Genomic DNA, 22481 nt, shown 5'->3' on the forward strand with positions numbered 1-22481 from the left:
CGTCGCGCTGGACCACGTCGACTTCACGGTGCCCACCGGCTCGTTGACGGCGCTGCTGGGCCCCAGCGGCTCGGGCAAGTCGACGCTGTTGCGCGCCATCGCGGGCCTAGACCAGCTCGACAGCGGTGTCGTCACGATTGAAGGCCGCGACGTGACGCGGGTGCCACCGCAGCGGCGCGGGATCGGGTTCGTCTTCCAGCATTACGCCGCGTTCAAACACCTGACGGTCCGCGACAACGTGGCCTACGGGCTCAGAATTCGCAAGCGTCCCAAGGCGGAGATCAAGGCCAAGGTCGACAATCTGCTCGAGGTGGTGGGGCTCAGCGGTTTTCACGCGCGCTATCCCAACCAGCTCTCCGGCGGCCAACGCCAGCGGATGGCGCTGGCGCGCGCGCTCGCCGTCGACCCGCAGGTGCTGTTGCTCGACGAGCCGTTCGGCGCGCTGGACGCCAAGGTGCGCGAGGACCTGCGCTCCTGGCTGCGACGCCTGCACGACGAGGTGCACGTCACCACGGTGTTGGTCACCCACGACCAGACCGAGGCGCTGGACGTCGCCGACCGGATCGCCGTCCTCAACAAGGGCCGCATCGAGCAGGTGGGGTCGCCGACCGAGGTGTACGACGCGCCCGCCAACCCGTTCGTGATGTCCTTTCTGGGCGCGGTGTCCGAGCTCAACGGGGCGCTGGTCCGCCCGCACGACATCCGGGTGGGCCGCAACCCGGAGCTGGCGATCGCCGGCGGCGACGGCTCGGCGGAGGCGATCGGCGTGGTGGCCGCGACCGTCGACCGGGTGGTTGCCCTGGGCTTCGAGGTGCGCGTCGAGCTGACCAGCGCCGCCACCGGCGGCCCCTTCACCGCCCAGATCACCCGCGGCGACGCCGAGGCCCTGGCCCTGCGCGACGGTGACACGGTGTACGTGCGCGCGACCCGGGTGCCCCCCATCGACGGCGCGCTGACCCGGGGGTAACCGGTCGAGCTGTTTCCCGGCCGTGAGAACGGGAATTCGCGGCCAGTGAATCTTTTCGAGCTTGCCGCGCTGCCGTTCCAGTGGGGTTCGGCCCTGCGGGGCAAACGGTTCTTCCATCCCGACGGCGTGCTGGCCGAGGGCGTCCTGGAGCGCGTCGCGCCGCCGCACCAGGGGCTGCCGCTGCCGTCGTCAGACGTCATCGCCCGCGTGTCCAAGGCCACCGGCACGCCCGGGGCGCTGCCCGACTTCCTCGGCCTGGCGGTCCGCGTGCCCGCCGGCGACGCCGGCACGCCGTGGGACATACTGCTGGTCTCGGCGGGTTCGGGCGTGCTGGCCCGCGCCGTCGCTCTGCGGCCGGCGACGTCGTGGAACTCGCAGACGCTGACCACGCTGATGCCCGTGCACTACCGGGGTGACAACTGGTGGCTGCGGGCCCGCACCGACGGTGACACGGACGGCGCCGGGCTGTCCCTGGACGCGATCCGCGGCCGGCTGGAGCGCGGCACCATCGACGTCGATATCGACCAGGCCTGCGGCGCAGGGTCTTTCACACCGCTGGCCCGGCTGACGCTGACCGGCGTCATCGACTCGGCGGACGACGTGTCGTTCGATCCGGTCGCCAACACAGCACCGGGCACGGGGCTGCACCCGCAATGGCTGGCGGACCTGCGGGGCCGCGCGTACCGGCGCAGCCGCGACGGCCGCGACGCCGAAGAAACCTGAGCGCGACGAGGAGGGGCCGACATGGCCAAGCGGATAGTCATCACCGGAGCCAGCGGCAACGTGGGCACCGCGCTGCTGCGCACGCTCGCCGAACGCGGCGGCGAGTACGACATCGTCGGGGTCACCCGTCGCAAACCCCCGCAGCAGGGCTCGTACCGGTCGGTCGACTGGCATCAGCTCGACCTCGCCGATCCCGGGGTACAGATCGCGCTGCGCGACCTGTTCCGCGGCGCCGCGTGCGTGGTGCACCTGGCCTGGGGGTTCCAACCCACCCGCAACGTGCGCTACCTCGACGCGGTGGGCATCGGCGGCAGCACGGCCGTGCTGAGCGCCGCGCACGACGCGAAAGTCCGTCAGCTGGTGCACATGTCGTCGGTCGGCAGCTACGCGCCGGGGCGGTACGGGCAGCGGGTCGACGAGTCGTGGTCCACCACCGGCGTGAGCTCCTCGCCCTACAGCAGGGCCAAGGCGACCGTGGAGAACCTGCTCGACGACTACGAGCGGCGCAATCCCGAGGGCGTCGGCATCACCCGGATGCGGCCGTGCTTCATCCTGCAGCGCGACGCCGCCGCCGGCCTGCGCCGCTACACCCTGCCCGCCTACCTGGATCCCCGACTGGTGCGCGCGCTGCCGGTGCTGCCGCTGGACCGCTCGCTCGCGGTGTCCATCGTCCACGCCGACGACGTCGCCGCCGCGTGCGTCGCGGCGATCGAGCGGTGCGCGCTCGGGCCGTTCAACCTCGCGGCCGAACCGCCGCTGACCCGTGACGGCCTGGCGCGGGCCTTGCAGGCGCGACCGGTGCACGTGCCCTCGAAGCTGCTGGGCCTGCTGGTCGACGCGTCCTGGCGGGCCAGGCTGCAGCCGATCGACCGCGGCTGGCTGGACATGGCGTTCACGCTGCCGCTGCTGGCCACCGACCGGGCCCGCGCGGAACTCGGCTGGGCGCCGCGGTGGGATTCCGCCGCGGCCCTGTCCGACTTCCTCGAGGGTTTCTGGCGGGAAGCGGGAACGCCCAGCCCGGTGCTGAGCCCGCGGTCGTTTGTGGCCGCCCTGACCCGCGACGTCCGCAAGGGGCCGCTGACGGTGCGCCCGGTGCCCTGAGCGCTCAGCGAACCCGGCCGAGCAGATGCCGCAGCGCCTCCTCGAGGTCGGGCTGGCGGAACCGGTGGTCGGCGGCCGCGAGCTTGGTTGGGCTGACCCGCTGACTGGCGCAGGCCAATTCGCGAGCGCCCTGCGCGCCCAAGAGCAACCGGGGCCCCAGCGCGGGCACCGGCAGCACCGCGGGACGGCGCAGCACCCGCGCCAGGACGGCGGTGTAGTCGCTGTTGCGAACCGGTTGCGGCGCAACGGCGTTGACCGCGCCGGACAAGTCGGTGTCCCACAGGCCGCGGTGGTAGACGTCGACGAGGTCGTCGAGTCCGATCCAGGACAGCCACTGCCGGCCGCTGCCGAGCCGGCCGCCCAGCCCCGCGCTGAACAGCGGCCGCAGCAGCTTCAGCGTGCCGCCCTGCGGGGATTGCACGATGCCGGTGCGCACCCGCACCACCCGGACGCCGGCCTGCTCGGCCGGCGCCGTCGCGGCCTCCCAGTCGTGCACCACGTCGGCCAGGAACCCGTCGCCGCGCGCGCTGTCCTCGGTGAGCGTTTCGTCGCCGCGGTCGTAGCCGTAGAAACCGATCGCCGACGCCGACACCAGCACCGCGGGTTTGGTCCCGGCGCGGCCCAGCAGTTCGGCCAGCCGGCGGGTCGGCCCGATCCGGCTGTCCCGGATCGCCTCGCGGTGCTCGTCGGTGAACCGGCCGGCGATCGAGGCGCCGGCCAGGTGGATCACCGCGTCAACCCCGTCGAACAACCCCGGGTCCGGGTCGCGCGGATCCCACTGCCGCTCGTCGGCCCCCCGCGCGGGGCGCCGGACCAGGGCGATCACCCGGTGGCCGCCGGTGCGCAAAAACGCCGTCAGCGCGGCCCCGACCAGCCCCGACGACCCGGTCACGGCGACGGTCAGCGGCGGCAGCCCCCGCTCGGCGGCCCGCCGGTGCGCGGCCAGGTCGTCGGCCAGTTGGCGGTGCCGGTAGACGAACATGGGCCGCAGCAAAGCCCCCGGTACCGACGTGTCCACCTGGTCGATCACCCGGGTGCGGCCGTCGCCGAGGTCGGCGAAGTCGTGAACGTGCCTCCAGCGCAACGCCTTTCGGGCAGGCAGCGCCGCCAGCTGGTCACCGCCGATGGCGTCGACGAACCGGCGGGGCGGGTCGTAGTCGTCCGGCTGATGCTCGGCCACCCAGCGCAGCCCGCCGGGCAGCGCGAGCGTGGCGCGACCGTCCCGCAGCGACGTGGCCTCCGAGACCAGCCGCATGGGCTGCCACGGCGGCGACAGCCGCGTGAACGCGCCCGGCCTGGCGTGCCAGTCGAAGACGTCGGTGATCGGAGCGTCGACGACGCTCGAGAATTCCAGCCCCACCCCGGCAGGTTAGCGGTTCGGCAGCGCGTGTTCCACGATGGGCTGCCGGGCCTGCGGCTGCCGTTCGCCGCGCTTGGCCGCGACGTAGACCTGCGCGGTTTCGGTGGCCACCGTGTGCCAGTCGAAGGCCGACGTCAGCCGCTCGCGGGCGGCGCGGGCCCGCCGCTGCGCGGCCGCCGGGTCGTCGAGCACCGTGCGGATCGCGTCGGCCAGCGCGGCCACGTCGCGCGGGGGGCACGACACCCCGGTGCGCCCGTGCAGCACCGCCTCGCCCAGCCCGCCGATGTTCGACGTCACCAGCGGGGCACCGGCCGCGGCGGCCTCCAGTGCGACGATCCCGAACGGCTCGTAGTGGCTGGGCAGCACCGCGGCGTCGGCCCGGTGCAACACCGCCAACAGCTCGGCGTGTTCGAGGTGCCCGGCGAAGTGAGTCGCCTTGAGTACCCGGTGTTTTCGCGCCTGCTCCGCCAGCCAGGCCTGCTGGGTGCCCTCCCCGGCGATGGTCAACGTGGTGCCGGGGTGGGTGCGCCGGACCCGGGCCAACGCGGCGATGGCCTCGTGCACGCCCTTCTCGTACTCCAGCCGCCCCAGATAGAGGAGTTCGGCCGGGCCGCGGCGCGGGCGGCGCGGCGCGAACGGCCAGCGAGCCGCGTCGATCCCGTTGCGGATCACCGTGATCGCGGCGAGCCCGGGTCCGAACAGCTCGCTGATCTCGTCAGCCATGGACGCCGAACACGTGATCAGCGAATCGGATTCGCGCACCAGCCACGACTCGACCGCGTGCACCTGACGGCTGATCGCGCCGACGACCCAGCCGGAATGCCGGCCGGCCTCGGTGGCGTGAATCGTGGAAACCAGTGGCACGTCGAAGAATTGGGCGAGCGCGACCGCGGGGTGGGCCACCAGCCAGTCGTGCGCGTGCACCACGTCGGGGCGCCAGGGCCGGCTGTGGCCGCGCTTCTTCACCGCCAACCCGGCTCGCACCATGGAGTGCCCCATCGCCAGCGTCCACGCCATCATGTCGTCACCGAAGCTGAATTCGTGGGGGTCGTGCGCGGCCGCGATCACCCGGACGCCGTCGACGACCTCGTCGGTGCCGGGATGGGTGCTGGGGTCGGTGCCGGTGGGTCGCCGCGACAGCACGACCACCTCGTGCCCGGCCGCGGCCAGCGCGGTCGACAGGTGGTGCACGTGGCGCCCGAGGCCGCCGATGACGACCGGCGGGTACTCCCAGGACACCATCAGGATCTTCACGCGCCGGCCCACCTCATCGGGGCAGCCTGCGCGCGTCGAGGGCCCCGAACAGGCCGTCGGCGCGATTCCAGCCCTCGGCCAGCCGCTGGGCGGCGTCGCGGCGGCCGGACGCGAGCGCGCCGGCGATCTCCCGGGCGGCGTGGGCGTGCAGGTGGGCGCGGTAGCGCGCGTAGTCGGCCGCCGAGTCCTTGCTCACCATGAACGGCCAGTCGCTGGATACCGTCAGCAGGGTTTCGCGCAGGATCTGGTCGGCGACGGGGTCCCGCGGTGCGGGGCCGCCGGACGTCTGCGACAGCGCCTTGTCGACCGTGCTCAGCGCGGTCTCGACCACCTCGGTGTTGAGCTGGACCAGATCGGCCACCTGGTCACCCGCCCACACCTGCCAGTCCTTGCCCGAACCCCAGGAGCTGGGCGGCAGGGCGACCGGGTCACCGACGAACCCCGCGGAGATCGCGTCGTTGAGGGTGCCGACGCGCACCCCGGCCTCGGGCAGGGCGCGCAGGACCCGCTGCAGCCAGGTCGGGCCCTCGTACCACCAGTGGCCGAACAGCTCGGTGTCGAAGGCGGCGACGACGTGGGCCGGCCGGCCGATCCGCTCGGATTCCGACCGCAGCCGGTTGCGCACGACCTCGACGAAATCGGCGACGTGGGCGTCGACGGCGTGGTCCGCGCGGGCCGGATCGTAGGGGGCCTTGCCGTCGGAGGGCACGTGTCGGCCGGTCACCCGGGCGGGCTTGAGGCCGGTGAGGTGGTCGTAGGTGTGGAAGTCGCGGTACGCGGCGTGGCCGGGGTAGCCGGACTTGGGCGACCAGACCCGGTAGCTGACCTGCAGGTCGCGCCCGAACGCGATCACGTCGCTGTCGCCGACGGGGCGGCCCAGGGCGGTGTCACCGTGCAGCGACGGGCCGTCGACCATGAAGTGGGTGACGCCCGCGCCGGCGTAGTCGTGTTCCAGCCCGGGCGCGTAGGCGCATTCGGGCGCCCAGATGCCGCCCGGGCGCGTCCCCAGGCGCGCTTGGGCGTCGGCCAGGCCCTCGCGCAGCGCGAACTCGCGCAGCCGCGGCGCCAGCAGCGGCTGGAACGGATGGGCCAGCGGGCCGCCGAGCAACTCGACGGTGCCGGCGTCGATCAGCCGGCGCAGCAGCGGGCTGCCGCCATGCCGCCACAGCGTGGCGAATTCGTCCAGCGACCGGTCCGCCTCGGCCCCCTCGCGAATCCCCAACGCGCGCAACGCTTCCGGGGTGCAGGATGGGTAGCTCGCCGACTTCGACGCCGCGATCGCGCGCACGCCGGCGGCCGCTGTCTGCGCTTCCAAGGCCCGCAGCCGCCAGTTGGCCAGCCAGTGGTGCATGCCGTCCAGGCAATACGGGTCGTCGAGCTGGGCGTTGACCACGGGCGTGACGCCCAGCGTCACCACCCCCCGGCGGTCCTCGTCGGCCAGCGTGTTGAGCACCCGCATCAGCGGCAGGTAGGCCGCGGCCCAGGACTGGTACAGCCATTCCTCGCCGACCGGCCAGCGCCCGTGGTGCGCCAGCCACGGCAGGTGGGTGTGCAGCACCAGCGTGAACAGGCCGGGCACGCGGTCCGCGGTCACGGCCGCACCGCGATGGCGATCAGGTCCAGGCTGCCGTCGATGTCCCGGTCGTGCGCCCCGACGAGCTCGAAGTCGTCGACGGTCACCGCGGCGACGTCGGCGGCCAGTTCCGGCGGCCACGGCGCCCCGGCGTCGGCGGCCAATGCCTGCTGGATCTGCGCGTCGATGATGGAGCCGCCGTGCCGGGCGTCCATCGCGCGCAGCCGCGGGCCGTGGAACAAGCCGCTGACCGCGATGTCGGCGAAGCCGCCGTCGGCCAGCAGTTCGGTCAGCTCGCGGGCGTTGAGTTCGCGGGTGTGGAAGGGGTTGATCGGAGTGTCGCGGCCGGGGGAGAACGTCACCCGGTTGGGCGTCGACATCAGCAGCAGGCCGCCGGGACGCAGCACCCGCGCGCATTCGGCGACGAACTGCCCCTGGTCCCACAGGTGCTCGATGACCTGGAAGTTCACCACGACGTCGACCGACGCGTCGGGCAGCGGCAGCTCGGCCAGGTTGGCCTGCATGACCTCGACCCGCGGGTAACGGCTGCGCACGTGGGCCACCGCGGCGTCGTCGTAGTCCACCGCGACGACGCGGCGGGCGACGCCCGCGATCAGGTCGGCGCCGTAGCCCTCGCCACACCCGGCCTCGAGCACCTCGGCGCCCGCGCAGCGCTGGGCCAGGCGCTGGTAGACCACCTCGTGCCGGCGGAACCAGTAGTTTTCGATGGCCAACCCCGGAATGGTGCGCTCACCCGTCAGCGTCAACACCGCATCGGTGCCCGGCGCCGCGGAGCCGGGGGGAACGTCGGGAACCATTGCGCTCATTGGTGAGCAGGCTAACGCGAAGTGTCGGATTCGCGAACCGCGATGCCGCCCCGCGGTCGCCCGGCGTCACGACGCGCGCGCGGGGGACCGGGAGGTCGGAGCGGTTCTCACGTGCGGGGGACAAGAATTTCGGCGTGAGCGCTCAGCTATGGTGTGAAAGCAGAGCGCACAAAGTTACCGGGTAGTAACACGGCCGTGCGTGGCGAAAATGCGTACCGAGGTTCGCAGTCGATTGCTGCGAGCCCCCTTCGAGGAGGACGAACCACACTCATGACGAACATCGTGGTCCTGATCAAGCAGGTCCCGGACACCTGGTCGGAGCGAAAGCTGTCTGACGGCGATTACACGCTGGACCGCGAGGCCGCCGACGCGGTCCTGGACGAGATCAACGAGCGCGCCGTGGAAGAGGCGCTGCAGATCCGCGAGCGCGAGGGCGGCGAGGGCTCGGTGACCGTGCTCACCGCGGGTCCCGAGCGCGCCACCGAGGCGATCCGCAAGGCGCTGTCCATGGGCGCCGACAAGGCCGTCCACGTCAAGGACGACGGCCTGCACGGTTCCGACGTCATCCAGACCGGCTGGGCGCTGGCCCGCGCGCTGGGCACCATCGAGGGCACCGAGCTGGTCATCGCCGGCAACGAGGCCACCGACGGCTCCGGCGGCGCGGTTCCCGCGGTCATCGCCGAGTACCTGGGCCTTCCGCAGCTCACCCACGTGCGCAAGCTGTCGATCGAGGGCGACAAGGTCACCGGTGAGCGCGAGACCGACGAGGGCGTGTTCACCCTCGAGGCCACGCTGCCGGCGGTGGTGAGCGTCACCGAGAAGATCAACGAGCCGCGCTTCCCGTCCTTCAAGGGCATCATGGCCGCCAAGAAGAAAGAGGTCACGGTGCTGACCCTCGCCGACATCGGGGTCGAGGCCGACGAGGTCGGGCTGGAGAACGCCGGGTCGACCGTGCTGTCGTCGACCCCGAAGCCGCCCAAGACCGCGGGTGAGAAGGTCACCGACGAGGGTGAGGGCGGCAACGACATCGCCAAGTACCTGGTCGGCCGGAAGATCATCTAGCACGGACCCCTCCGCACACACGAGAAGAGCGAAACAACCCATGGCTGAAGTATTGGTGCTCGTCGAGCACGCAGAAGGCGCCCTGAAGAAGGTCACCTCCGAGTTGATCACCGCCGCCCGCGCGCTGGGCGAGCCGGCCGCCGTCGTGGTGGGCGCCCCGGGCACCGCCGCGCCGCTGATCGACGGCCTCAAGGAGGCGGGCGCCGCCAAGATCTACATCGCCGAGTCCGACGACGTCGACAAGTACCTGATCACCCCCGTAGTGGACGTGCTGGCCTCGCTGGCCGAGTCCAACTCGCCCGCCGGGGTGATCCTGTCGGCCAACGCCGACGGCAAGGAGATCGCCGGCCGGCTCGCCGCCCGGATCGGCTCCGGCCTGCTGGTCGACGTCGTCGACGTCAAGGAAGACAACAAGGCCACCTACTCCATCTTCGGTGGCGCGTACACCGTGGAGGCGCAGGCCAACGGCGACACCCCGGTGATCACCGTGCGCGCCGGAGCCATCGACGCCGAGCCGCAGGACGGCGCCGGCGAGCAGGTCACCGTCGAGGTCCCGGCGCCCGCCGAGAACGCCACCAAGGTGACGGCCCGCGAGCCCGCGGTCGCCGGTGACCGCCCGGAACTGACCGAGGCCACCATCGTGGTCTCCGGCGGTCGCGGCGTGGGCAGCGCCGACAACTTCCACGTGGTCGAGGAGCTGGCCGACTCGCTGGGCGCCGCGGTCGGCGCCTCGCGCGCCGCGGTGGACTCCGGCTACTACCCGGGCCAGTTCCAGGTGGGCCAGACGGGCAAGACGGTGTCGCCGCAGCTCTACATCGCGCTGGGCATCTCGGGCGCCATTCAGCACCGCGCCGGCATGCAGACCTCGAAGACCATCGTCGCCGTGAACAAGGACGAGGAGGCGCCGATCTTCGAGATCGCCGACTACGGCGTGGTGGGCGACCTGTTCAAGGTCGCCCCACAGCTGACCGACGCGATCAAGCAGCGCAAGGGCTGACCTCGCTCGACGCTGAAGGCCCCCGGCACGCGCCGGGGGCCTTTCGCGTCACCGGGCCCGGAGCCGGGCGGCGTCAGCCGCCGGTCAGCATCGCGTCGATGCGGCGCAGCGCGATCGCGCAGACCGTGGCGTACGGCGCCGCCCACCACGGCACGTCCATGAACGCCCGCGCCCCGTCGCCCCGCGGTTCCACCCGGTGCCGGGTGGCGGGGACGCCGGCCACCCGCCACGCCCACGACCGGCCGGCCTCGAACTCGGTGACAACGAACGGCACCGAGACCAGCAGCGACGTCTGCACCGTCCCCGTGACGTGCGGGCCCAGCTCCGTGTACGGCGCGTCGAGCCGCCCGCCGCTGATCGTCGGGCCCCACTTCGGCCAGGCGTCCAGGTCGACCAGCAGCCGCCACACCGCGGCCGGGGCGGCCGCGATATCCCTGTCGACGGTCAGCATCACGGCGCGGCCTGCCCGAGCCGCCGCTGCTGTTCGACGACGTCGTCGAGGTCGCGGAGCCGCTTGAGGCCCGCCAGTGGTTGGGTCATGCGCCGGTTCCCCTCCAGCTGGTTCTTGTTGCGGTTCAAAAACGCCCAGTAGCCGCCGGTGAAGGGGCAGGCACGCTCGCCGACCCGCTCGGTCGGGCGGTACGCGCAGCGCCCGCAGTAGTCACTCATGCGGTTGATGTAGGCGCCGCCCGCGGCGTACGGCTTGGTCGCCATCAGCCCGCCGTCGGCGTGCTGCGACATGCCCACCACGTTGGCGACCATCACCCACTCGTAGCCGTCGACGAAGCAGCGGTGGAACCAGTCGGTGACGGCGGCGGGGTGCCAGCCCCGCTGCAGCGCGTAGTTGGACAGCACCATCAGCCGCGGGATGTGGTGCACCCAGCCGTGATCGCGCACCTGGCCGAGCACGTCGCGCAGGCAGCGCGCCTCGACGGCGTCGGCGTCCAGATCGGCGAACCAGTCCGGCAGCTCCGCGCGCGCCCGCAGCGCGTTGCGGCGCCGGTAGTCCGGGCCGAAATGCCAGTAGACGTGCCAGATGTAATCGCGCCACCCGATCAGCTGGCGGATGTAGCCCTCGACGCTGCCCAGCGGGGCTTGCCCCGCGCGGTAGGCGTCCTCGGCCGCGTACGCGCAGTCCAGCGGGTCGAGCAGGCCGAGGTTCATCGGCGCCGAGAGCAGGCTGTGCGCCATCACCCGGTCGCCGGCGAGCATCGCGTCCTCGTGGGGGCCGAAGTGCGGCAACCGATCCCGCACGAACACCCGCAGCGCGGCCTGTGCCTCGGCGGCGGTCACGGGGAATTCCCGCGGGCCGTCGCGGCCGACGAACGAGGCGTCGCCGTCGCGCTCCCAGCGGTCCAGGTCCGCGCGGACCTGCTCGTCGATCTCGTCCTCGTCGGGCCGCCAGGGCGGGGGCACGCCCAGCGCGGTGGCGTGCTTGGGCGCCGGCTCCCGGTTGTCGGCGTCGAAGTTCCACCGCCCGCCCGCCGGCTGGTCGCCGTCCATCAGCAGGTCGAACCGGCGCCGCGCGTCGCGGTAGAAGTTCTCCAGCAGCAACGTGCGCTGCCGCTTGGCCCACCCGTCGAAGTCCGCGCGGTCGGTGCAGAAGCCGCGCGCGGGCAACACCTCGAGCTGCGGCCTGGACCGCACGAATGCGTCGGCCGCCCAGGTGGTGGGCTGGCACACGCTCAGCGGGTCCCGCACCCGCTCCAGCGCCTCTGCGTAGGTGCGGGTTTGCAGGAACTGCGCCTGCTCGCCCAGTTCGGCGGCGCGGTGGCGCAGCGCGGACAGCACCAGGTGGGCCTTGCGGCGGTGGAATCGGCGGCGCCCGAACACCGCGCGGGACTCGACGAGCAACACCGGCTGGTCGGGGAGGTCCAGGAAGTGCGGGCCGAGCTGGTCGGCGAAGCACCACCGGCGCGTGTCCGCGCTCGACGGGGTCATGGGGAAATCCGACTGCTCACTAGCACGTGCTACCCGGCACCGTCCGCGCTCAACCGCGGGACCGCGCCACGCGCCGTTCACCCGGCCCGACGCAGCCCGTGTGAGCTGCGTCGCATCGGGGGAGGGCATGGCCTTGTCGCGCACAGTTCGTCATCTGACGTGCACCGACACGTCACAGCGGCGATGCCGACTCGCTCACCGCTTGCGCGACGTTGGGTTCCATGAGCATTGCTTCGGTCCTCATACCCAGCGACACACCAGACGGCGCGACGACCAGCTCGGCCGCCGCGCCGCGCTACTCGCTCCTGCTCTCCACCGACCCCAGCATGATCGAGGCGGCCCAGCGGCTGCGCTACGACGTCTTCACCAGCACGCCCGGCTTCGCGCTGCCGGACGCCGACGGCCTGCGGCGCGACATCGACCGCTTCGACGAATTCTGCGACCACCTGCTGGTCCGCGACGACGACACCGGCGAGCTGGTCGGTTGTTACCGCATGCTGGCGCCGGCGGGCGCCATCGCGGCCGGCGGGCTCTACACCGCGACCGAATTCGACATCCGCGCGTTCGACCCGCTGCGGCCCTCGCTGGTGGAGATGGGACGGGCGGTGGTGCGCGACGGGCACCGCAACGGCGGCGTCGTCCTGCTGATGTGGGCGGGCATCCTGGCCTACCTCGATCGCTACGGCTACGACTACGTGACCGGCTGCGTGTCGGTGCCCATCGGCGGCGCGGACCCGAAGGGCCCGCCGCCCGGCAGCGAGCTGCGCGGCGTCCGGGACTTCATCCTGAGCCGCCACGCCGCCCCGGCGCAGCACCGGGTGCGGCCGCACCGGCCGGTGGTGCTCGACGGCACGGCCCTCGACGACATCCCCGCGCCGGCGCGGCCGTCGGTCCCGGCGCTGCTGCGCGGCTACCTGCGGCTGGGCGCCAAGGCCTGCGGCGAGCCGGCGCACGACCCGGACTTCGGTGTCGGGGACTTCTGCGTCCTGCTGGACAAGCAGCACGCCGACACCCGGTACCTGCGGCGCCTCCGCTCGGTGTCGGCCGCCTCGAACGTGGCCGGCGGCGACCGATGACCACCACCGCGCACCCCTGGCTGCCGCGGGCCTCGTGCAACGCCGGGTGCGTGAGCGTCGGCGACGCGACCGCCGAGTGGCGGCCGCTGGTGGTGCTGCGCGTGACGCTGCGCATCATGCTCGCCCTGATCCTGGCGCCGGGGCTGCCGCTGCTGGCCGTCCCGCTGCCGGGCCGCACCCGCGTGCAACGGATTTACTGCCGGCTGGTGCTGCGCTGCCTGGGCGTGCGAATCACGGTGTCCGGCAACCCGATTCGTAACCTGCGCGGGGTGCTGGTGGTCAGCCCGCACATGTCGTGGCTGGACGTGTTCGCCATCGGCGCCGTGCTGCCGGGGTCGTTTGTCGCCCGCGCCGACATGTTCACCGGCCCGGCGACCGGGATCGTGGCCCGCATCCTGAAGGTCATCCCGATCGAGCGGGCCAGCCTGCGGCGGCTGCCGGACGTCGTCGCCGCCGTCGCACGGCGATTGCGGGCCGGGCAGACGGTGGTGGCGTTCCCGGAGGGCACGACGTGGTGCGGCCGGCCCGGGCAGTTCCACCCGCCCGGTGGCGATGCCGGTGGGCCCGGGCAGTTCCACCCGCCCGGTGACGATTCCGGGCGGGCACCGGCCGGAGGAGGAGGCGGGCAGTTCCACCCGCCCGGTGACGATTCCGGGCGGGCACCGGCCGGAGGAGGAGGCGGGCAGTTCCACACCGGCCGGGGCGCCTTCTACCCGGCGATGTTCCAGGCGGCGATCGACGCCGGCCGGCCGGTGCAGCCGCTGCGCCTGACCTATCACCACGTCGACGGCAGCCTGTCGACCGTCCCGGCCTTCGTCGGCGACGAGACGCTGCCGCGGTCGATCGGCCGGTTGCTGACCGTCCGGCGCACCCGGGCCCGGGTGCATGTCGAGTCGCTGCAGCTGCCGGGGGTCGACCGGCGCGCCCTGGCCGGCCGGTGCCAGTCGGCCGTCGGGGTCGGCCCGTCGCCGCGGCCGGTCACGGGCACGCGCTCGTCGCCTGACTCCCGGTTGCGCCGCCCGGCCCGCCGAGGCTTGCGGCCTGCAGCGCCGCCGGGCCGAGCCGGTATTCTGGGGCGCGTCATGGCCTACCTGGATCACGCCGCCACCACCCCGATGCACGCCGCCGCCGTCGAGGCGATGACGGCCGTGTTCCGCAGCGTCGGCAACGCCTCGTCGCTGCACACCAGCGGCCGGGCGGCGCGGCGACGGGTCGAGGAGTCCCGGGAGCTGATCGCCGACCGGCTGGGGGCGCGGCCGTCGGAGGTCATCTTCACCGCGGGCGGGACCGAGAGCGACAACCTGGCCGTCAAGGGCATCTACTGGGCCCGCCGCGACGCCGAGCCGCGACACCGGCGCATCGTCAGCAGCGCCGTGGAGCACCACGCCGTGTTGGACTCGGTGCGCTGGCTGGTCGAGCACGAGGGCGCCGAGGTGACCTGGCTGCCCACCGCCGCCGACGGCTCGGTGTCGGCCGAGGCGCTGCGCGACGTGCTGGCGCACCACGACGACGTCGCGCTGGTCTCGGTGATGTGGGCCAACAACGAGGTCGGCACGGTGCTGCCCGTCCACGACATGGCCGCCGTCGCGGCCGAATTCGGCGTGCCGATGCACAGCGACGCCGTGCAGGCGGTGGGCCAGCTGCCCGTCGACTTCGGCGCCAGCGGGCTGTCGGCGATGAGCGTCACCGCGCACAAGTTCGGCGGCCCGCCGGCCGTGGGTGCCCTGCTGTTGCGCCGCGACGTGGCGTGCGTGCCGCTGGCGCATGGCGGCGGGCAGGAGCGCGACATCCGCTCGGGCACCGCCGATGTCGCGGGCGCGGTCGGAATGGCCACGGCTGCAAAGATTTCGGTGGACGGGTTGGACGCCAACGGCGCGCGGCTGCGGGTACTGCGGGACCGCCTGATCGACGGCGTGTTGACCCGAATCGACGACGTCACCCTCAACGGCGCCCGCGACCTGTCCCCCGCAAGCGGGAGGTACCCCCAGCGGCTGCCCGGCAACGCGCACTTCACCTTCCGCGGGTGCGAGGGTGACGCGCTGCTGATGTTGTTGGACGCCAACGGCATTGAGTGTTCGACCGGCTCGGCGTGCACGGCCGGGGTCGCGCAGGCCTCGCACGTGCTGACCGCGATGGGCGCCGACCCGACGGCGGCCCGCGGCTCGTTGCGGCTGTCGCTGGGCCACACCAGCGTGGACGACGACGTGGACGCGGTGCTGCGGGTGTTGCCCGCGGCGGTGGAGCGCGCCCGCCGCGCCGCGCTGGCCTCGGCGGGGGCGTCGTGAGGGTGCTGGCCGCCATGAGCGGCGGCGTCGACTCGTCGGTCGCCGCCGCCCGCATGGTCGAGGCCGGGCACGACGTGGTGGGCGTGCACCTGGCGCTGTCGGCCGCGCCCGGCGCGCTGCGCACCGGCTCGCGGGGCTGCTGTTCGAAGGAGGATGCCGGCGACGCGCGCCGCGTCGCCGACGTGCTCGGAATCCCGTTCTACGTCTGGGATTTCGCCGAGCGGTTCGCCGCGGACGTCATCGACGACTTCGTCGCCTCCTACGCCCGCGGCGAAACCCCCAACCCGTGCGTGCGCTGCAATCAGCGCATCAAGTTCTCGGCCCTGTCCGCTAAGGCGCTGGCGCTCGGCTTCGACGCGGTGGCCACCGGCCACTACGCCCGGCTCTCGGGCGGGCGGCTGCGCCGCGCCGTCGATGAGGACAAGGACCAGTCCTACGTGCTGGCCGTGCTGACCGCCGACCAGCTGCGTCACGCCGCCTTCCCGGTCGGTGACACCCCCAAGGCGGCGATCCGGGCCGAGGCCGCCCGCCGCGGCCTGGCCGTCGCCGACAAGCCGGACAGCCACGACATCTGCTTCATCCCCTCGGGCAACACCCGGGCCTTCCTGGGCGAGCGCATCGGGGTGCGCCGCGGCGCCGTGGTCAACGCGCAGGGCACCGTGCTCGCCGAGCACGACGGCGTGCACGGCTTCACCATCGGCCAGCGCAAGGGTCTGGGCATCGCGGGCCCGGGCCCCGACGGCCGGCCCCGCTACGTGACGGCCATCGACGCCGACACCGCGACCGTCCGGGTGGGCGAGGCGGCCGACCTCGACGTGCACGAGTTGACCGGCAGCAGCCCGGTTTTCACCGCCGGCGTGGCACCGGTCGGCCCCTTCGAGTGCGCGGTGCAGGTACGGGCGCACGGCGAAACCGCCTCGGCGACAGCGCAATTGGTTGGTGACGAACTTGTCGTGCGGCTGCGTGAGCCGCTGCGCGGCGTCGCGCGGGGCCAGACGCTGGCGCTGTATCGGCCCGACGCCGCGGGCGACGAGGTCCTGGGCAGCGCGACCATCTGCGGCACCGGCCGCTAGCGCGGCACGTTCGCGGCGATGTTCGTCATCACGATGTCGGACACCGACTGCGCGAACCCGCACGAGGTGACCTCCAGCAGCGCCACCGACAGCACCTGGTACTCGCGGCCGCAGCCGCCGGGCCGCAGCCGCAGCGACGTCGCGTCGGCGTTCCAGTCCCCGACGTAGAGCTGGCCGCCCGAACCGTTCGCGCAGGCCTCGACGGTGCCCACCAGGCTCGTGAACGCGTGCCGGGCGGTGTCGACGTTCGGGTAGGCCGCGGCGCCCTCGGAGATCAACGCGCCGTCGGGCGGATCCTGATAGGTGGTCTTGTGGAACTGCTCGAAGTCCGCGCCGAACGTGGCGGTCTCGGCGTAGATGAACCGGCACTCCCGGGGCGCGGTGTCGGCCAGCGCGTCGATGTCCACCGGGTTGGTGCCGTCCATCGACGGAATGATGCTCAGGTGCTCACCGGCGCCGGTGATCGCCCGCATGCGCGTCTGGTCCAACAGGATCGCGTCGACGCTGACGCCCTGCACCGAGTGGCGCGTCGCGCCGAATTGCGCCGCGGCGGACCCGTCGACGACCCGGGTGCACGCCGCCGTCAGCGCCACTGCCCCCACAGCCAGCAGCGGCCCGATCCACCTCGCCGTTCGCGACACCGTTTCGCACCCTTCTGGCGTCGAAGCTACCCGGGCGCGGACCCCGGCGGACACCCCTGCCGACCGGCGCGCCGAGTGACGTCGAATACGGTTGCCCGGTGAGTGTTTTGGCGCGTCCCTTCGCCACCGGCAGCGGCCTCGGCTCGTGGCCCGGCGTCACCCCGCGGCGGGCCGCCGAGGTGGTGGTGGGCGAACTGGCCGGCGCGCTCGCGCACATCGTCGAACTGCCCGCCCGCGGGGTGGGTGCCGACACGATCGGCCGGGCCGGCGCGCTGCTGGTCGACGTGGCCATCGACACCGTGCCGCGCGGTTACCGGATCGCCGCCCGTCCCGGCGCGGTCACCCGGCGGGCCGTCAGCCTGCTCGACGAGGACATGGATGCGCTCGAGGAGGCGTGGGAGGTGGCCGGCCTGCGCGGCGGCGAACGCGCGGTCAAGGTGCAGGCCCCGGGGCCGATCACGCTGGCCGCCGAGCTGGAGCTGGCCAACGGCCACCGCGCGATCACCGACGCGGGCGCGCTGCGCGACCTGTCGGCGTCGCTGGCCGAAGGGGTGGCCGCGCACCGCGCCGCGCTGGCCCGGCGGCTGCAGGTGCCGGTGGTGGTCCAGTTCGACGAACCGTCGCTGCCGCGGGCGCTCGCCGGGGAGCTGACCGGCGTCACGGCGCTCAGCCCGGTGGCGGCGCTGGACGAGGCGGTGGCCGGCGCCCTACTGGACACCTGCGCCCAGGGCGTGGGCGCCGCGGCGATGTTGCACAGCTGCGCGCCCGGCCTGCCGTGGGAGCTATTGGAAGGCAGCGGGTTTGACGCGGTGTCGGTGGACGCCGGCACGCTGCGGGCCGCCGACCTCGACGGCATCGCCGCGTTCGTCGAGTCCGGGCGCACGGTGATGCTGGGCGTGGTCTCCTCGACCGCCCCGCCGCGGCACCCGTCGGTCGAGGAGACGGCCGCCGCGCTGGTCTCGGTCACCGACCGCCTCGGCTTCGGCCGCGCGGCGCTGCGGGACCGGATCGGCGTGACGCCGGCGTGCGGCCTGGCCGGCGCGACCCCCGAGTGGGCGCGCACCGCGATCGAGCTGGCCCGCAAGACGGCCGAGGCGTTCGCCGACGACCCGGACGCCATCGGGTAGGCGCCGGGGTGTCGGCGGCCTCCGATAGCCTGCGAAGGTGAGCTCAGCAGACGCTGATCCGGTGGCGCCCGAGGTGCGGCGGCAGTGGCAGGACCTGGCCGAGACGGTCCGTGAACACCAGTTCCGCTACTACATCAAGGACGCGCCGATCGTCTCGGACGCGGAATTCGACGCGCTGTTCAACGAGTTGCTCGCGCTCGAGGAGCGGCACCCAGAGCTCCGCGTGCCCGATTCCCCGACCCAGCTCGTCGGCGGCGCCGGCTTCGCCACCGAGTTCGCCGAGGCGCAGCACCTCGAGCGGATGCTCAGCCTCGACGACGTCTTCGACCGCGACGAGCTGGCCGCCTGGCACACCCGCGTGGTCAACGAGATCGGCGGCGACACCAACTACCTGTGCGAGCTCAAGATCGACGGCGTGGCCCTGTCGCTGGTGTACCGCGACGGCCGGCTGGAACGCGCCGCCACCCGCGGTGACGGCCGCGTCGGTGAGGACGTCACGCTCAACGCCCGCACCATCGACGACGTTCCCGAAAAGCTGCGCCCCAACCAGGATTTCGCCGTGCCCGCGCTGTTGGAGGTGCGCGGCGAGGTGTTCTTTTTGCTGGCCGATTTCGAGGCGCTCAACGCCAGCCTCGTCGAAGACGGCAAGGCGCCGTTCGCCAACCCGCGCAACAGCGCCGCCGGCTCGCTGCGCCAGAAGAACCCGGCCGTCACCGCCCGGCGCAAGCTGCGCATGATCTGCCACGGCATCGGCCGCACCGAGGGTTTCACGCCGGCCACCCAGCACGAGGCGTACGCCGCGCTGCACGCCTGGGGGCTGCCGGTCGCCGCGCAGACAGCGCGCGTGCAGGGCCTGGACGCCGTCGAGGAGCGGATCCAGTACTGGGGCGAACACCGCTCCGAGCTCGAGCACGAGATCGACGGCGTGGTGGTCAAGGTCGACGACGTGGCGCTGCAGCGCCGGCTGGGCGCCACGTCGCGCGCGCCGCGGTGGGCGGTCGCCTACAAATATCCACCGCAGGAGGCGCAGACCGAGCTGCTCGACATCCGGGTCAACGTCGGGCGCACCGGGCGGGTCACGCCGTTCGCCTTCATGACGCCGGTCAAGGTGGCCGGCTCGACCGTCGGGCTGGCCACCCTGCACAACGCCGGCGAGGTCAAGCGCAAGGGCGTGCTCATCGGCGACACCGTGGTGATCCGCAAGGCCGGCGACGTCATCCCCGAGGTCCTGGGCCCCGTCGTCGACCTGCGCGACGGCACCGAGCGCGAGTTCGTCATGCCCACCGAGTGCCCCGAATGCGGGACCACGCTGGCGCCGGCCAAGGAGGGCGACGCCGACATCCGCTGCCCCAACGCCCGGTCCTGCCCGGCGCAACTGCGCGAGCGGGTGTTCCACGTCGCCGGCCGCGGTGCGTTCGACATCGAGGGGCTGGGCTACGAGGCGGCCATCGCGCTGCTCAAGGCCGGGGTGATCACCGACGAGGGCGACCTCTTTTCCCTCACCGAGGACGACCTGCTGCGCACCGACCTGTTCCGCACCAAGGCCGGCACGCTGTCCGCCAACGGCAAGCGCCTGCTCGGCAACCTGGACAAGGCGAAGAAGGTGGCCCTGTGGCGGGTGCTGGTGGCGCTGTCGATCCGCCACGTCGGCCCGACGGCCGCGCGCGCCCTGGCCACCGAGTTCGGCGACCTGGACGAGATCATGGCGGCGTCCACCGAGCGGCTGGCCGCGGTCGAGGGGGTGGGGCCGACCATCGCCGCCGCGCTCACCGAGTGGTTCACCGTCGACTGGCACCGCGCGATCGTCGACAAGTGGAAGGCCGCCGGAGTGCGGATGGCCGACGAGCGCGACTCCAGCGTGCCGCGCACGCTGGAGGGGCTGACGGTCGTGGTCACCGGCTCGCTCGCCGGTTTCTCCCGCGACGAGGCCAAGGAGGCGATCCTGGCGCGCGGCGGCAAGGCCGCCGGCTCGGTGTCGAAGAAGACCGACTACGTCGTCGCCGGCGATTCCCCGGGCTCCAAGTACGACAAGGCCGTCGAGCTCGGGGTGCCGGTCCTCGACGAGGACGGGTTCCGGCGGCTGCTCGACGACGGGCCGCAGGATGGTCCGGGGGAGTGACGCCGGTAGCGTGGGGCCGCCGTCGATGAGCCGCGGCTACGGCGATTCCACCCGCGCGGTCAAGGCGTCGAGCGCCGCGGCGGTGCCCGGCGACCCCGTCGCCGCGCCGGCGGTGCTGGCGTCGACCTACCACCTGTCCGACGACGAGGCCGCCGACGCCGGCGGTTACGGCCGCGGCTTCAACCCCACGTGGCTGCGGGTGGAGTCGGCGCTCGCCGAGCTGGAATCGGCGGCGGGCGCGCTGGTCTTCGGCTCCGGCATGGCGGCCATCGCCGCGGCGCTGCGCGCCCACGCCCCGCCCGGGTCCACGTTGGTGGTCCCGGCCGACGGCTACTACCAGGTGCGCCGGTATGCCGCCGAGAACCTCGCGCCCGCAGCAGTGACGGTCGTCGAGGCCACCAGCGCCCAGATCTACGACGCCGCCGCGCGGGCCGACGTGGTGCTGGCCGAGACCCCCACCAACCCGGCGCTCGACGCGGTCGACGTGCGCCGGTTGGCCGCGATCTGCCACGGCCGCGGCGCGCGGTTGATCGTCGACAACACCGCGGCGACGCCGCTGGGCCAGCAGCCGCTGACCCTCGGCGCCGACCTGGTGGTCGCCAGCGCCACCAAGTCGCTGTCCGGGCACAGCGATCTGTTGGCCGGGTACGTCGCGGGCGCTCCCGAGGCGCTCGCCGGCGTCGAGCGCCAGCGGCTGCTGGCCGGCGCGATCCTCGGCGGTTTCGAGGCGTGGCTGCTGCTGCGCAGCCTCGGCTCGGCCGGGCTGCGGTTCGAGCGGCAATGCCAGAACGCCGCGGCCGTGGCGGCTTTGCTGGCGCGGCACCCGGCGGTGCGTGCCGTGCGTTACCCGGGGCTGCCCGACGATCCGGCGCACCCGGTGGCGGCGGCGCAGATGCGCCGGTTCGGCGCCTTGGTGTCGATCGAGCTGGCCGACGCCGCCGCGGTGCACGCGCTGGTGCGGCGCAGCGAGCTGCTCGTCGCGGCCACCAGCTTCGGCGGCATCCACACCTCGGTGGACCGCCGGGCGCGCTGGGGCGACGCCGTTCCAGCCGGATTCGCCCGCCTCGCAACGGGAATCGAGGATACCGACGACCTGCTGGCCGACATCGAGCGTGCCCTGGCCTGACCGCGGGCGACGCGCGGCGCTGGGCCTTTCCCCGCCGCCGGTTCTATGGTGGGCGCTATGACTCAGACGGCCGACCCGTGCGCGCAGGCGTCGCCCTGGTCACCCCGCGAGGCGGAGATCTTGGCGGCCACCCTGAAACTGCTGCAGGAACACGGTTATGACCAGTTGACGGTGGACGCGGTGGCGGCCGCGGCGCGCGCCAGCAAGGCGACCGTGTACCGACGCTGGCCGTCGAAGGCCGAACTGGTGTTGGCCGCCTTCATCGAGGGCGTCCGTCAGGTCGCCCCCACGCCCAACACCGGCACCCTGCGCGGTGATTTGCTGCTGCTGGGGGAGGCCTGCGGCCAGCACGGCCGCGAACACGCCAGCACCATCCGCGCGGTGATGGTCGAGGTGTCCCGGCACCCCGCGCTCAACGAGGCCATGCAAGAGCAATTCCTCAAGCAGCGCAAGGCCGTGATTCGTCACGTGCTGCAACAGGCCATCGACCGCGGCGAGATCGCCGAGGGCGCCGCCGCCGACGACGAATTGTGGGACCTGTTGCCCGGTTATCTGATCTTCCGGGCGATCATCCCGGGGCGCCCACCCACCCGCCGGACGGTGCAGGCCCTGGTCGACGGGTTCCTCATCCCGGGCCTGACGCACACCGCCGGGTAAGCACGGCGAGTCCCTTGTTCAGTACGGTCCAGTACCGTACTGTCATAGCTGCCGCCCAGGTTCGGCGGCGAGCGCAGCACCCAAGCGATGGTGAACACCCGACCACCGAAAGGCCGGCGCGTGAAGGCGATGTCCGTGTCCAACCTCCTCGCCCGGCGGTGGATGGTGCTGGTCGCGGTGCTCGTGGTCGCGATCTCGGGATTCGCCATTTACCGCCTGCACGGGATCTTCGGCTCCGCGGACAACACCTCGGCCAACAGCGGGTTGTCTAACGAGATCGTTCCGTTCAACCCCAAACAGGTGGTGCTCGAGGTGTTCGGCGCGCCCGGCGCGACCGCCACCATCAACTACCTTGACGTCAACGCCCAACCCCAGCAGGTGACGAACGCGCCGTTGCCGTGGTCGTTCACCATCACCAGCACCGAGCCCGCGATCGTGGGCAACGTCGTGGCGCAGGGCGACGGGGACACCCTCGGTTGCCGCATCACCGTCAACGGCGCCGTCAAGGACGAACGCACCGTCCACAAGGCCGACGCCTACACCTTCTGCCTAGACAAGTCGGGATGACCGCC

The 22481-nt window shown here is 73.0% G+C and carries 20 protein-coding genes and 1 pseudogene; 14 read left to right on the plus strand and 7 right to left on the minus strand.

All coding sequences use genetic code 11. From position 1 onward, the window contains the following. The 3 genes from A5714_RS18145 to A5714_RS18155 form a co-directional block, all read left to right on the plus strand. Window positions 1–967 (plus strand): sulfate/molybdate ABC transporter ATP-binding protein (locus A5714_RS18145; protein WP_068287433.1); only part of this gene is annotated, 967 nt, incomplete at its 5' end. Between the two features lie 45 nt (window positions 968–1012). After that, window positions 1013–1690, plus strand: coding sequence for a phosphodiesterase (locus tag A5714_RS18150; RefSeq protein WP_068287441.1), 678 nt, complete (start codon window positions 1013–1015; stop codon window positions 1688–1690). A gap of 21 nt (window positions 1691–1711) precedes the next feature. Next, the gene (locus A5714_RS18155; RefSeq protein WP_068287443.1) at window positions 1712–2791 is read left to right on the plus strand and encodes an NAD-dependent epimerase/dehydratase family protein; all 1080 of its coding nucleotides are present in this window, start codon (window positions 1712–1714) and stop codon (window positions 2789–2791) included. A 4-nt stretch (window positions 2792–2795) separates the two neighbouring features. Here the strand turns inward: A5714_RS18155 and A5714_RS18160 are convergent, their stop codons facing one another. Genes A5714_RS18160 through A5714_RS18175 form a run of 4 tightly spaced genes read right to left on the minus strand, consistent with a single transcriptional unit; the run spans window position 2796 to window position 7805 of the window. Further along, window positions 2796–4151 (minus strand): TIGR01777 family oxidoreductase, encoded by a 1356-nt coding sequence (locus A5714_RS18160; protein ID WP_068287448.1) that lies wholly within the window; start codon window positions 4149–4151, stop codon window positions 2796–2798. Between the two features lie 9 nt (window positions 4152–4160). Beyond that, entirely contained in the window at window positions 4161–5405 is a 1245-nt protein-coding gene (locus tag A5714_RS18165) for a glycosyltransferase family 4 protein (RefSeq protein ID WP_068287500.1), read from the minus strand. A gap of 13 nt (window positions 5406–5418) precedes the next feature. Continuing rightward, window positions 5419–6999, minus strand: a complete 1581-nt coding sequence (locus A5714_RS18170; RefSeq protein ID WP_068069032.1) for a glycoside hydrolase family 57 protein — start codon at window positions 6997–6999, stop codon at window positions 5419–5421. Continuing rightward, entirely contained in the window at window positions 6996–7805 is an 810-nt protein-coding gene (locus tag A5714_RS18175; RefSeq protein WP_068069035.1) for a bifunctional 2-polyprenyl-6-hydroxyphenol methylase/3-demethylubiquinol 3-O-methyltransferase UbiG, read from the minus strand. The genes A5714_RS18170 and A5714_RS18175 overlap by 4 nt, the downstream gene beginning before the upstream one ends. A gap of 270 nt (window positions 7806–8075) precedes the next feature. Here A5714_RS18175 and A5714_RS18180 point away from each other — a divergent pair, with 270 nt between their 5' ends. Both A5714_RS18180 and A5714_RS18185 read left to right on the plus strand, forming a co-directional pair. Then, window positions 8076–8867, plus strand: coding sequence for an electron transfer flavoprotein subunit beta/FixA family protein (locus A5714_RS18180; RefSeq protein ID WP_068287451.1), 792 nt, complete (start codon window positions 8076–8078; stop codon window positions 8865–8867). A gap of 40 nt (window positions 8868–8907) precedes the next feature. Then, complete coding sequence (locus A5714_RS18185) at window positions 8908–9864, plus strand: electron transfer flavoprotein subunit alpha/FixB family protein (protein WP_068287454.1); 957 nt, start codon at window positions 8908–8910, stop codon at window positions 9862–9864. A 73-nt stretch (window positions 9865–9937) separates the two neighbouring features. Here A5714_RS18185 and A5714_RS18190 read toward each other — a convergent pair whose 3' ends face one another. Both A5714_RS18190 and A5714_RS18195 read right to left on the minus strand, forming a co-directional pair. Beyond that, window positions 9938–10315, minus strand: coding sequence for an SRPBCC family protein (locus A5714_RS18190; protein WP_068069043.1), 378 nt, complete (start codon window positions 10313–10315; stop codon window positions 9938–9940). Continuing rightward, window positions 10315–11805 (minus strand): cryptochrome/photolyase family protein, encoded by a 1491-nt coding sequence (locus tag A5714_RS18195; RefSeq protein WP_068069046.1) that lies wholly within the window; start codon window positions 11803–11805, stop codon window positions 10315–10317. The genes A5714_RS18190 and A5714_RS18195 overlap by 1 nt, the downstream gene beginning before the upstream one ends. Window positions 11806–12026: 221 nt before the next feature. On the opposite strand from A5714_RS18195, the gene A5714_RS18200 reads away from it, so the two are divergent. From A5714_RS18200 to mnmA, 4 genes and pseudogenes are all read left to right on the plus strand, one after another. Beyond that, window positions 12027–12881: a GNAT family N-acetyltransferase gene (locus A5714_RS18200; RefSeq protein ID WP_068287458.1), complete on the plus strand. Its 855-nt coding sequence runs from the start codon at window positions 12027–12029 to the stop codon at window positions 12879–12881. After that, window positions 12878–13843, plus strand: a pseudogene (locus tag A5714_RS26705) (lysophospholipid acyltransferase family protein); the annotation flags it as partial. The gene A5714_RS18200 and the pseudogene A5714_RS26705, both read left to right, overlap by 4 nt. A 120-nt stretch (window positions 13844–13963) precedes the next feature. Then, a complete protein-coding gene (locus A5714_RS26710; RefSeq protein ID WP_068287503.1) occupies window positions 13964–15166 on the plus strand; it encodes a cysteine desulfurase family protein in 1203 nt (400 codons plus the stop codon). Beyond that, a complete protein-coding gene (gene mnmA / locus A5714_RS18210) occupies window positions 15163–16239 on the plus strand; it encodes a tRNA 2-thiouridine(34) synthase MnmA (RefSeq protein WP_068287461.1) in 1077 nt (358 codons plus the stop codon). The genes A5714_RS26710 and mnmA overlap by 4 nt, the downstream gene beginning before the upstream one ends. Here mnmA and A5714_RS18215 read toward each other — a convergent pair. Beyond that, window positions 16236–16880, minus strand: coding sequence for a sensor domain-containing protein (locus tag A5714_RS18215; protein ID WP_197513780.1), 645 nt, complete (start codon window positions 16878–16880; stop codon window positions 16236–16238). The genes mnmA and A5714_RS18215 overlap by 4 nt on opposite strands. A gap of 98 nt (window positions 16881–16978) precedes the next feature. Here A5714_RS18215 and A5714_RS18220 point away from each other — a divergent pair, with 98 nt between their 5' ends. The 5 genes from A5714_RS18220 (at window position 16979) to A5714_RS18240 (ending at window position 22476) form a co-directional block, all read left to right on the plus strand. Then, the gene (locus tag A5714_RS18220) at window positions 16979–18007 is read left to right on the plus strand and encodes a methionine synthase (RefSeq protein ID WP_068287467.1); all 1029 of its coding nucleotides are present in this window, start codon (window positions 16979–16981) and stop codon (window positions 18005–18007) included. Between the two features lie 37 nt (window positions 18008–18044). After that, entirely contained in the window at window positions 18045–20126 is a 2082-nt protein-coding gene (gene ligA, locus A5714_RS18225) for an NAD-dependent DNA ligase LigA (protein ID WP_068287470.1), read from the plus strand. A gap of 25 nt (window positions 20127–20151) precedes the next feature. Then, window positions 20152–21252, plus strand: a complete 1101-nt coding sequence (locus A5714_RS18230; protein ID WP_068287473.1) for a cystathionine gamma-lyase — start codon at window positions 20152–20154, stop codon at window positions 21250–21252. Window positions 21253–21297: 45 nt separating this feature from the next. Beyond that, window positions 21298–21909, plus strand: a complete 612-nt coding sequence (locus A5714_RS18235) for a TetR/AcrR family transcriptional regulator (protein WP_231975926.1) — start codon at window positions 21298–21300, stop codon at window positions 21907–21909. A 129-nt stretch (window positions 21910–22038) separates the two neighbouring features. Continuing rightward, complete coding sequence (locus A5714_RS18240; RefSeq protein ID WP_369829456.1) at window positions 22039–22476, plus strand: MmpS family transport accessory protein; 438 nt, start codon at window positions 22039–22041, stop codon at window positions 22474–22476. Window positions 22477–22481: the final 5 nt, after the last annotated feature.

This window comes from Mycobacterium sp. E2462 (assembly GCF_001672685.1).
In the GTDB taxonomy this organism is placed as follows: domain Bacteria; phylum Actinomycetota; class Actinomycetes; order Mycobacteriales; family Mycobacteriaceae; genus Mycobacterium.